This window comes from Pseudoalteromonas sp. Z1A6 (assembly GCF_011378745.1).
Classification (GTDB): domain Bacteria; phylum Pseudomonadota; class Gammaproteobacteria; order Enterobacterales; family Alteromonadaceae; genus Pseudoalteromonas; species Pseudoalteromonas arctica.
In genome coordinates, this window is record NZ_WTKW01000129.1 from 1 (window position 1) to 11,190 (window position 11,190).

10 protein-coding genes are annotated in these 11,190 nt (G+C 40.3%); all 10 read left to right on the plus strand.

The window, feature by feature from the left end:
* Nucleotides 1-428 precede the first annotated feature (428 nt).
* The 10 genes from tsaE (at nt 429) to GQR46_RS09965 (ending at nt 11,154) form a co-directional block, all read left to right on the plus strand.
* The gene (gene tsaE, locus GQR46_RS09920) at nt 429-896 is read left to right on the plus strand and encodes a tRNA (adenosine(37)-N6)-threonylcarbamoyltransferase complex ATPase subunit type 1 TsaE (RefSeq protein ID WP_007586392.1); all 468 of its coding nucleotides are present in this window, start codon (nt 429-431) and stop codon (nt 894-896) included.
* 27 nt (nt 897-923) lie between these two features.
* A complete protein-coding gene (locus GQR46_RS09925; RefSeq protein ID WP_165727098.1) occupies nt 924-2,267 on the plus strand; it encodes an N-acetylmuramoyl-L-alanine amidase in 1,344 nt (447 codons plus the stop codon).
* Nucleotides 2,268-2,299: 32 nt separating this feature from the next.
* Nucleotides 2,300-4,147 (plus strand): DNA mismatch repair endonuclease MutL, encoded by a 1,848-nt coding sequence (mutL, locus tag GQR46_RS09930; protein WP_165740848.1) that lies wholly within the window; start codon nt 2,300-2,302, stop codon nt 4,145-4,147.
* A 10-nt stretch (nt 4,148-4,157) separates the two neighbouring features.
* A complete protein-coding gene (gene miaA / locus GQR46_RS09935) occupies nt 4,158-5,075 on the plus strand; it encodes a tRNA (adenosine(37)-N6)-dimethylallyltransferase MiaA (RefSeq protein WP_007586400.1) in 918 nt (305 codons plus the stop codon).
* Nucleotides 5,076-5,153: 78 nt separating this feature from the next.
* Nucleotides 5,154-5,417 carry an RNA chaperone Hfq gene (hfq, locus tag GQR46_RS09940; RefSeq protein ID WP_007586402.1) on the plus strand — a complete coding sequence of 88 codons (264 nt, stop codon included), beginning with the start codon at nt 5,154-5,156 and terminating at the stop codon, nt 5,415-5,417.
* Nucleotides 5,418-5,432: 15 nt separating this feature from the next.
* A complete protein-coding gene (hflX, locus tag GQR46_RS09945) occupies nt 5,433-6,722 on the plus strand; it encodes a ribosome rescue GTPase HflX (protein ID WP_007586404.1) in 1,290 nt (429 codons plus the stop codon).
* Nucleotides 6,723-6,822: 100 nt separating this feature from the next.
* Nucleotides 6,823-7,992, plus strand: coding sequence for an FtsH protease activity modulator HflK (gene hflK / locus GQR46_RS09950; RefSeq protein WP_010554352.1), 1,170 nt, complete (start codon nt 6,823-6,825; stop codon nt 7,990-7,992).
* A gap of 5 nt (nt 7,993-7,997) precedes the next feature.
* The gene (gene hflC, locus GQR46_RS09955) at nt 7,998-8,876 is read left to right on the plus strand and encodes a protease modulator HflC (RefSeq protein WP_010554353.1); all 879 of its coding nucleotides are present in this window, start codon (nt 7,998-8,000) and stop codon (nt 8,874-8,876) included.
* Nucleotides 8,877-9,090: 214 nt separating this feature from the next.
* The gene (locus tag GQR46_RS09960) at nt 9,091-10,404 is read left to right on the plus strand and encodes an adenylosuccinate synthase (protein WP_010554354.1); all 1,314 of its coding nucleotides are present in this window, start codon (nt 9,091-9,093) and stop codon (nt 10,402-10,404) included.
* A 111-nt stretch (nt 10,405-10,515) separates the two neighbouring features.
* Nucleotides 10,516-11,154, plus strand: a complete 639-nt coding sequence (locus GQR46_RS09965) for an SEL1-like repeat protein (RefSeq protein WP_007586412.1) — start codon at nt 10,516-10,518, stop codon at nt 11,152-11,154.
* Nucleotides 11,155-11,190 lie beyond the last annotated feature (36 nt).

An 11,190-nucleotide genomic window follows, 5' to 3' on the forward strand; every position in this document is an offset into this window, starting at 1 on the left:
TTAAAGCACCTGCAAACAGTAAACTAGGATGAGCGGGTCACCTGGATTAGTCTTCTATCTGAAAATACAAAGTTATCTTGGGGAGTAGTGAGAGTTTCATTTACCAGTTACTTTTTTGCTAGCAGAACCATCTGCTGAATCAGAAGAAGTTAGATAATAAACTTACATATCTCAGTTAATTTAATGCCAATATGGGGTCATCTAATTCGTGGTGTTACTTTTCTTTTACAGTCTTTTAGTCTGAGAACTCACTTACCTTATTTTATTACAATAATACAGTTTCAAAGTATCGAAAATAGACATCCATACACAACTTTCATTATCAGCTTATCTGTTTTTTTATGTCTAAAACCTCAATTTATCGCCTTAAATTAATATTCTGGTATGATTAGCAAATATGCGCTTTTGAATGAATTTTTGAGGTAGTAATGACGCGTAGTTTTGAATTTCATTTGACTGATGAAGTAGCCACGGTCGCAATGGGTAATTGCGTTGCTGATATTATAGAGCAAGGTGCGGTTATTTATTTACATGGTGATTTAGGCGCTGGTAAAACAACGTTTACTCGAGGTGTAGTGCAAGGCTTTGGACATACAGGCAAAGTTAAAAGCCCAACGTATACACTTGTTGAACCTTATGAACTCGAGCGCGCAAATGTTTATCATTTTGATTTATACCGCTTAGGTGACCCTGAAGAACTAGAATACATGGGAATACGCGATTATTTTTCACCAGATGCAATTTGCGTTGTTGAGTGGCCAGAAAAAGGTGGTGAATTTATTCCTGTGCCTGATTTAGATATTACTCTAAGCTATATGGGTAACGAACGTAAAATTGTTATTAATAGCGCCAGTGAGCGTGGTGTAGCAATTGTCGAAAAACTAAATAACAAATAATAATATAGTTAAGGCAGTAATTATCAAATGAGCCGAGGTGTAGTTAAACTCTTTATTTACCTTATGGTTATTACCATAAGCTTGCCGCTGTGGGCCAAAAATACAATTAATAGTGTACGCGTATGGCCGTCCCCTGATAGTACGCGTGTGGTATTTGATTTAAATGATAAGCCTGACTTTAGCTATTTCATGCTTAAAAACCCAAGCCGCTTAGTAATTGATTTAGAAAACACTAGTGAATTAAAAATACTACCAGGTGTACCACCAAAACATCAAATAGTGAGCAAGCTACGCTACTCAAAACCTAAAAATAAGCACAGTGTTCGGTTAGTGTTTGAATTAAACGCACCAGTAAAGCCAGTTGTATTTGCTTTAGCGCCTACAGGCCCTTATAAAAACAGGCTCGTTGTTGATTTATACAATAAAAGCCAAGCTGCCACAGTTGTTTCTCCTGCTCAAACAGCAGCTAAAAACCGCCAGTTAAGCCAAGAGCGCGATATTGTGATTGCAATTGATGCGGGTCATGGCGGCGAAGATCCAGGTTCAATTGGTCCATCTGGCACGTACGAAAAAACAGTAACACTGCAAATTGCAAAACGTTTAGAGCGCATGATTGATGGCGAACGTGGGATGATTTCGCGCATGGTACGAAGCGGTGACTACTTTGTAAAACTTAATACGCGTACCAATCGTGCTCGTGAAAAAAAGGCCGACTTTTTTGTCTCTATTCATGCTGATGCATTTACGAGCCCGGGACCAAATGGTGCCTCTGTTTGGGTGTTGTCGTTAAGGCGTGCTAATTCAGAGATAGGTAAATGGATAGAAGATAAAGAAAAGCACTCTGAGCTTTTAGGTGGCGCTGCGGATGTAATGAAAGATGCCGCTAACGAAAAATATTTAGCGCAAGCATTACTTGATATGTCGATGGATCACTCTATGAAAACCGGCTTAAACGTAGCTGACGAAGTGGTTAAAGAGCTACGTAAAGTTGCTAAGCTGCATAAAAAAGATCCCCAACATGCGAGTCTTGCTGTACTTAAATCACCAGATATCCCATCAATTTTAGTAGAAACAGGGTTTATATCTAACCCACGAGAAGAAAAGCTGCTTAAAAGTGCTAACCATCAAGAGCGTTTGGCTAAAGCTATATTTACTTCAATTAAAAATTATTATTTAAAAAATCCACCCGATGATTCTTTATTTGCCAAATTAAAATCGCAATATCCAACAAAGCATAAAGTCCGCCCGGGTGAGTCTTTAAGTATGTTAGCGAGTCGCTATGGCATTACGGTCACTAAATTAAAACAAGTTAATAAGCTTAGCTCTAATACTTTATTTATTGGGCAAGAGCTCGATATACCGCAAAGCTAAATCATCACTAAAATATATCTGTTAGGAAATTAATGAATATTGAAATATTACCCGCGCGTTTAGCTAACCAAATTGCCGCAGGCGAAGTGGTAGAGCGCCCAGCGTCGGTAGTAAAAGAGTTGGTCGAAAACAGTTTAGATGCTGGCGCTACACGTATTCAAATAGATATAGAGCGTGGTGGTCATAAGCTTATTCGTATTCGCGACAACGGCTCAGGGATAAGTAAAGATGAGCTAACGCTTGCACTTTCTCGTCACGCTACGAGTAAATTAAAATCTCTAGATGACCTTGAAAATATTTGTTCACTTGGTTTTAGGGGCGAAGCGCTTGCGTCAATTAGCTCTGTATCGCGTTTAACGCTGAGCTCAAAACCTAAAGAGCAAGAAGCAGCCTGGCAAGCATTTGCAGAAGGTCGCGATATGGCCGTGCAAGTAAAGCCTGTAGCGCACCCTGATGGCACAACGATTGAAGTAAAAGATTTATTTTTTAATACCCCAGCAAGGCGTAAGTTTTTACGCACCGAAAAGACTGAATTTAGCCACATTGATGAGTTGATAAAGCGTATTGCGCTTAGTCGCTTTGATGTCTCTATTACACTAACTCACAACGAAAAAGTAGTAAGGCAGTATCGTGCGAAGACAGATCCCTCTCAGGCTATTACACGTGTAGCGCAAGTTGCAGGTAAGGCTTTTGCTGAGCAAGGTCTGCATATTCAATCAGGAGAGGGTGGCTTACAGCTGCATGGTTGGGTACTGCCTGTAGGTTCAGCTAATACGACTCAGTATACTTATGTTAATAATCGTATGATGCGCGATAAACTTATTCTGCATGCTATACGCCAAGCATTTGAAGAAGTAAGTGGAACACAAGAATTACCCGGTTTTGTCATTTATATTGATATAGACCCTCGCCAGGTTGATGTAAATGTTCATCCAGCTAAGCATGAAGTGCGCTTTCATCAAGGGCGCTTAATTCATGATTTTATATTGCAAGCGATTAAGCAGGTAGTAGTACCACTGCAAGGCGAATTTAGTAATGCACCGGTGAACACCGAAACTGAGTCCTCGCCAGCGTCCATGAGAACAACGCATAGCATTGCTAATAATATTCAGAGCGAAGCCGTGTTTGATTACCCTAAATCGCAATTACAGCCCTCTTATTCTGGAAGTGCTGGTAGCTCATCATCAGGCACTAGAACTGGTGGAGGTAATGGGGGATATCGGGCTACACCAAGTACGAGCCATCATGATGTAAACGCGTTTTATCAAGGTGTGAGTGAGCAACACGCTGCGCATTTTGATAATGTAGCAAACATACCCGTAGCACAACACCAGTTAGAGTCTGCGCATAATGTTTTAAAGACAGTTTCAATCATCAGTGTTAATGAAGGTGCGTGTGTATTTAGTGTTGAGCAGCAATTGTATTGCTCACATTTCAAATATGCATTGGTAGATGATTGGCATAATCAAATTAAAGAGTCCGGAAGTTTAGAAGGGAAAGCCCTTTTGCTGCCCGTAAGAGTAAACTTATCAAAAGAAGATTGCTTACTTATAGAAGCTCAGCAATCGTGGTTTACTTTACTTGGTTTTGAACTCGTAATAGAAAAACAGTTTGTAATGGTTAAAAAATTGCCAGCGTGCTTATATTTACTTGATGTAAGTACAGCGATAGGTGAGCTACTTGATGGGTGTAAAGCAGATCTTGAAAATATAGAGAATTGGTTAGAGTGGCAGATAAAATGTGTACCTCCCCGGTTTTATTTAAGCAATGTGTTTTTAGCGCAACAAATGCGCTTACAAAATAATCCGCAAACTATTGAACGCTTACGCGAAAAAGCAGTTAAAATAGAGCTAAATCACTATTTAATGCAATTAGATTAAGGTATCAGTGTTGAGTAATTTACCAGTCATATTTTTAATGGGTCCAACTGCTGCTGGTAAAACAGCATTGGCAATCTCACTGTGCGAGCATTTAAATACAGAAATAATCAGCGTTGATTCAGCGTTAGTGTATAAAGATATGAACATTGGTACTGCAAAACCCGATGCAGAAGAACTTGCTAAAGCTCCGCATCATCTGATCGACTTACTTGACCCGAGTGAAACATATTCAGTTGCTGATTTTAGGCGCGATGCAGTACAAAAAATTGACGAATTTCATAGACAAGGTAAAGTGCCTGTATTGGTTGGAGGTACAATGTTGTACTTTAAATCTTTAATTGATGGTTTATCGCCTTTGCCTGAAGCAGATACAGTAATAAGATCAGAGCTAGAAGCACAAGCTAAAGAATTTGGCTGGCCTCATTTATATAAAGAATTAGTTAAAGTTGACCCAAAAGCAGCCGAAAAAATAAGTGAGAATGACTCACAAAGAATTAATCGAGCTTTAGAGGTTTACAGGTTAACTGGTAAGACCATGACTGAGTTGCAAAAGCAAAAACAGCCGGCTTTACCTTATACTTTTCATCAATTTGCGATTGCACCGCAAGAACGTAGCGAATTACATCGCCGAATTGAAGAAAGGTTTAAAATAATGATTGATCAGGGGTTTGAAAATGAAGTTTCGACCCTATATCTACGTAAGGATTTACACCCCAATATGCCTTCTATTCGTTGTGTTGGTTATAGACAAATGTGGGATTACCTTGCGGGTGAAACAAGCCATGATGAAATGGTTTTTCGTGGCATCGCAGCAACACGTCAATTGGCAAAACGTCAGTTAACGTGGCTTCGTAGCTGGCCTGATGTTACTTGGTTAACAACGGGTGACGAAGAAAACTTGCATCGTGTAGTAAGTTCGCTAAGCTAGTAGTAGTTGAATATTGTTTTTTATCAAATAAGTTCAGCCACTTAATTATAATAACACCTAGAACGAAGGAACAATAACATGGCAAAAGGCCAATCGTTACAAGACCCATTTTTGAATGCACTACGACGTGAGCGCATTCCAGTATCAATCTTTTTGGTAAATGGCATAAAATTACAAGGCAAAATTCAGTCATTTGACCAATTTGTTATTTTACTAGAGAACACCGTAAATCAAATGGTTTATAAGCATGCAATTTCAACAGTTGTCCCTGCTCGCGCAGTTAACTTCCAAGCAGTTCAAGGGAGTGAAGACACTGAAGAACCAGAAGCTGGTAACTTTTAATTAGGAGCATAATGTTTGTTTGACCGCTATGAATCCGGCGAACAGGCAATTTTAGTTCATATCGACTTACCTAAAGAAGGGGATCGTGAAGATCTTCATGAATTAGAAATGTTGGTATCTTCTGCTGGTGTTAGTAGTTTGGCGGTTGTGCAAGGCAGCCGTCAAGCACCACATCCGAAACTATTCGTCGGTACCGGTAAAGCAGAAGAAATAGCTGAGATTGTCAAAATCCACAATGCAGATGTCGTAATTTTCAATCATCAACTCAGGCCGTCACAAGAGCGTAATTTAGAGCGTGTTTGTCAGTGTCGTGTGCTTGATAGAACGACGCTAATTCTTGATATTTTTGCCCAACGTGCACGTACCCATGAGGGTAAGCTGCAGGTTGAATTGGCACAACTTCGCCATATGTCGACTCGATTAATTCGGGGCTGGACCCATCTTGAACGCCAAAAAGGCGGGATTGGTTTACGTGGACCTGGTGAAACCCAACTTGAAACAGATAGACGATTACTTCGTGCCCGAATTCAAAATATCCGTGCGCGTTTAGCTAAAGTAGCAGTGCAACGCGAACAAGGTAGGCGAGCTCGTACTCGTAACGAAATACCTACGGTATCGTTAGTTGGCTATACCAATGCGGGTAAATCTACATTATTTAATCGAATTACGAATTCAGATGTATACGCGGCCGATCAGTTGTTTGCAACGCTTGACCCGACTCTACGTAAGCTTGAATTAGGTGATGTTGGTCCTGTTATCTTGGCTGATACAGTGGGCTTTATTCGTCATTTACCGCACGACTTAGTTGCTGCTTTTAAAGCAACGCTAACTGAAACTCGTGAAGCTGATTTACAGTTACATGTAATTGACGCAGCAGACTCTCGTCTTCAAGAAAATATTGAACAAGTACAATCGGTGCTTAAAGAAATTGAAGCCGATGAAGTACCACAGCTATTAATTTATAATAAAATTGATGCGCTGGATAACGTAAGCCCACGTATTGATCGAGATGACGAAGGCCAACCTATAAGAGTATGGCTTAGCGCTCAGACTGGTGAAGGGTGTGAATTACTTAGTGAGGCTATTAGTGAACTGCTTGCTAAGAAGATGTTTAACGAAACATTATTTCTTACGCCATTGTATGGTCGCCTAAGGGCTGCATTGTTTAGTTTAAATGCAGTACATGAAGAGCGATTTGATGAGCAAGGTAATTGGCTGTTAGATGTTAGAATGCCAATGGTTGAGTGGAATCGTTTAATTAAAGAATTTGGTCCTGAAATTGCTGGTTTTATCAACCGTAATTAAAAATTGACGTTTTAATGTCGGTTTTTGTATGAGAAACGCGGTAGATTTGTTAGATTTAACACAATTTCCTAATTTATTTAGATAACAATGGAGTATAGCTATGGCCTGGAATGAACCGGGTAATAATGGCAATGACAAAGATCCGTGGAATAATAAAGGCGGACGTGATCAAGGCCCACCTGATTTAGACGAGGTGTTCCGCAAGTTTAGTAACAAGTTCGGTGGCTTATTTGGCGGGAAAAAATCCGGCAATGGTAGCGGCGGTGGACTTGGCGGAGCCGGTATTTCATTCATACTTATTATCGCCGTTATTGTATGGGCGTTAAGTGGTATTTATACGGTTAAAGAAGCCGAGCGTGGTGTGGTTCTTCAATTTGGTAAATATGACCGAATTGCTGATCCTGGTCTGCGTTGGAAAATGACGTTTATTGAAACGGTAATCCCAGTAGATATTGAAGCAGTTCGTTCATTATCGGCTTCTGGTTTTATGCTTACTGAAGACGAAAACGTAGTGAGCGTTGAGTTTCAGGTGCAATACCGTGTTATTGACCCATACCTTTATGAATTTAGCGTAACTAACGCTGATAGTAGCTTAGAAGAAGCACTAGATAGTGCACTACGTTACGTTGTGGGCCATGCAAAAATGGACCAAGTATTAACTAATGGCCGTGAGGTTGTTCGTCAAAATACATGGGATGAGCTTAATAAGATTATCGAACCATATAACTTAGGTTTAATTGTTACTGACGTGAACTTTAAAGACTCTCGTCCGCCAACTGAAGTTAAAGATGCATTTGATGATGCGATTGCTGCACAAGAAGATGAAGAACGTTTCATTCGTGAAGCAGAAGCATATGCTCGTGAAATTGAACCGCGTGCTCGTGGTCAAGTAACGCGTATGACTCAAGAAGCGGAAGGTTACCAAGAGCGTATTACATTAGAAGCACAAGGTGAAGTAGCTCGTTTTGAAAAGCTATTACCTGAATATCAAGCAGCTAAAGAAGTTACTCGTGAGCGCTTATACATTGATGCAATGGAAGAAGTGTTAGGGAGTAGTTCTAAAATATTGGTTGATGTTAAAGGCGGTAATAATATGCTTTATTTACCACTTGATAAGATCATGGATAAGCAAGGGACAGCAACACGTGTTGCACTTCCAAGCTCTAGTGATATTCAAGATTTACGCAATAAAGTAAATACGTCGCGCAATAGCTCTGTTAATAGTGGCAATGACCGCTTTAACAACGACCGCTTCAATGATGGGAGATAATCATAATGAAAAACTTTAGTTTAGTAATACTATTAGCTGCCATTGTTATGTCTTTTTCATCGGTATTTGTTGTACCTGAAGGGCAAAAAGCAATTGTAATGTTATTCAGTAAAGTACAAAAAGACAGCGACGATCAAGCGATTGTATATGGCCCAGGCCTACAATTTAAGGTGCCATTTTTTAGCCAAGTACGTCGTATTGATGCACGTATTCAAACGCTAGATGGTGCGCCGGACCGCTTTGTTACTAGTGAGAAAAAAGACTTAATTGTTGATTCGTTTGTAAAATGGCGTGTTAATGACTTTAGCGCTTTTTACTTACGTGCCCGTGGCGATAAGCAATATGCTGAAACGCTACTTAAACAAAAAGTAAATAATGGTCTTCGTACAAACTTTGGTACACGTACAATTCGCGAAATTGTATCGGGTGAGCGTAGCGAGTTGATGGAAGAAGCGTTAGTACAAGCTTCTGAAAGTGCACGTGAGCTTGGTATTGAGGTGCTAGACGTACGTGTTAAGCAAATTAACCTACCACAAGAAGTGAGTAGCTCTATTTACCAACGTATGCGCGCTGAGCGTACTGCTGTTGCAAAAGAGCATCGTTCTGAAGGTCAGGAAAAAGCCGAGACTATTCGTGCGGGTGTTGACCGTCGTGTAACAGTAATGCTTGCCGATGCAGAGCGTAATGCGCGTTCTGTACGTGGTCAAGGCGATGCTGATGCCGCAGGCATCTATGCAAGCGCGTATAACAAAGACCCTGAGTTCTTTAGTTTTGTGCGTTCGCTTGAGGCTTACAAAAAGACTTTTAAAAATAAGCAAGACGTTATGGTGCTTTCACCAGATAGCGACTTCTTCCAATATATGAAAGGCGCTAAAGCTCAATAGGTTTTACGTTAATTATTTAGAAGTTAAAAAGCCTCGCATTTGCGGGGCTTTTTGTTAAACACAGTCTAGTGCTTTAAATCACTGTTATTTATGTGGTTATTAGCTAATATTTGGATATAACAAATGCGCGCAGAAAAAATAAGCTGAACAGGGGTGATCTTTACTTTAGTTTTCTGGTAAAATCTCGTCCTAATTTTCTCTAAGTGAATTTACGATGGGTAAAAACGTTGTTGTATTAGGCACCCAATGGGGTGACGAAGGAAAGGGTAAGGTAGTTGATCTCCTTACAGACAAAGCATCTTTAGTAGTTCGTTATCAAGGTGGCCACAATGCGGGTCATACTTTAGTTATCGAAGGTGAAAAGACGGTTCTACACCTTATTCCATCGGGTGTATTACGTGACAATGTTAAATGTGTGATTGGTAATGGTGTAGTTTTATCACCAGAAGCGCTAATGAGAGAAATTGGCATGCTTGAAGAACGCGGCGTACCAGTACGTGAGCGTCTTTTAATAAGTGAAGCATGTCCGCTAATCTTGCCTTTCCATGTTGCATTAGATGTAGCCCGCGAAACTGCTCGTGGCGATAAGCCAATTGGTACAACTGGCCGTGGTATCGGTCCTGCGTACGAAGATAAAGTGGCTCGCCGTGGTTTACGCGTAGGCGATTTATTTAATCCTGAATTATTTGCAGCTAAATTAAAAGAAGTTCTTGAATACCATAACTTCACTTTAGTTAACTACTACAAAGTAGACGCTGTAGATTTCCAAAAAACGTTTGATGATGCAATGGCTGTTGCTGATATCTTAAAAGCAATGGTTGTAGATGTAACTGAGCTTTTAGATCAAACGCGTTTAGCAGGCGAAAACATTTTATTTGAAGGTGCACAAGGTACGTTACTTGATATCGATCACGGTACTTACCCTTATGTAACATCTTCAAATACTACAGCTGGTGGCGTTGCGACTGGTGCAGGTTTTGGTCCATTAAACCTTGATTACGTTTTAGGTATTATTAAAGCGTACACTACACGTGTTGGTTCAGGTCCTTTCCCTACAGAGCTTTACGACGGTCTTGAGAAACAAGATCCAGTTGGTAAGCACTTAGGTGATAAAGGCCATGAGTTTGGCGCTACAACAGGTCGACTTCGTCGTACTGGTTGGTTAGATGCAGTGGCTATGCGCCGTGCGGTTCAAATCAACAGTATTTCAGGTTTTTGTTTAACTAAGCTTGATGTTTTAGACGGCTTAGAAACGCTTAAAATCTGTATTGGTTACAAGCTTGAAGATGGCACAGTTACTAACGTAACACCATTAGCAGCTGAAGGTTACGATAAAGTAACGCCAGTATACGAAGAAATGCCAGGTTGGTCAGAAAACACTGTTGGTGTAACGAGTCTTGACGGTTTACCAAAAGCTGCGATTGACTACATCAAGCGTATTGAAGAAATTACGGGTGTTCCAATTGATATTATTTCTACAGGTCCAGACCGCGTAGAAACTATGGTACTTCGCAACCCGTTTGCGTAATTACCATTAGATTAAAAAAAGCTGCCTAGTGCAGCTTTTTTTGTATCTAAAATTCACCTTGGAACGATCTTTGTATATATTTTAATAAGTTTATTTTTATAAGTGGTGAGCATGCGTTTATTTTACCGTAATTGCGTATTAAGGCTTTCATTAATTCCGCTGTCTTTATTTATAGCAACCAACAGCTTAGCTACAGAAAGCCCTGCTGCTGTACCGCTGTATACAGAATCTGAGCTAATTGCGTTAATAAATAAAAATACGCATTTAGCGCGGGTGAAGGCAGATGATTGCCAGTTAGTGCAAGATATAGAAGCACGAGCCAATAAAATGGCATTGCCGTCTTATCAATTTTTATACGGCGATATGCTGGCTTATAACGTGTGCGTGGATCGTAATGTAGAGTTAGGTGTGTATTACATGCGAAAAGCGGCTGAACAAGGCTTAGCGGCAGCGCTAGAGCAGTTAGGGCGTTACTACGACACCGGGCGTTTAGTTCAGCAAGATAAAGCAATGGCAATTACGTATTTGCGTGAAGCGTCGTCGCAAGGCAATTTAAAAGCACAACTACGTTTGGTTAAATTATTTAATGATGGCTATGGCAGCCCGCGTGATTTTGAAGATGCATACCGTTGGCTATTTAATTCTATGGTCGCAGATAAAGCGACTCATAAAAAAATTGAGCGAGCGCTGACTAAGTTAGCGCAAAAAATGCCAGATAGTGTGGTTGCGCGAGCTCGCCTTCCTATTTAATGGCTCTTAAAAAACAAAACCCTAACTTTTTAAGTT

Coding starts and splice junctions, on each gene's coding strand:
- hfq (WP_007586402.1), top strand. CDS start 5,154: ATGGCAAAAGGCCAATCGTTACAAGACCCATTTTTGAATGCACTACGA.
- GQR46_RS09960 (WP_010554354.1), top strand. CDS start 9,091: ATGGGTAAAAACGTTGTTGTATTAGGCACCCAATGGGGTGACGAAGGA.
- GQR46_RS09925 (WP_165727098.1), top strand. CDS start 924: ATGAGCCGAGGTGTAGTTAAACTCTTTATTTACCTTATGGTTATTACC.
- hflC (WP_010554353.1), top strand. CDS start 7,998: ATGAAAAACTTTAGTTTAGTAATACTATTAGCTGCCATTGTTATGTCT.
- tsaE (WP_007586392.1), top strand. CDS start 429: ATGACGCGTAGTTTTGAATTTCATTTGACTGATGAAGTAGCCACGGTC.
- GQR46_RS09965 (WP_007586412.1), top strand. CDS start 10,516: ATGCGTTTATTTTACCGTAATTGCGTATTAAGGCTTTCATTAATTCCG.
- mutL (WP_165740848.1), top strand. CDS start 2,300: ATGAATATTGAAATATTACCCGCGCGTTTAGCTAACCAAATTGCCGCA.
- hflK (WP_010554352.1), top strand. CDS start 6,823: ATGGCCTGGAATGAACCGGGTAATAATGGCAATGACAAAGATCCGTGG.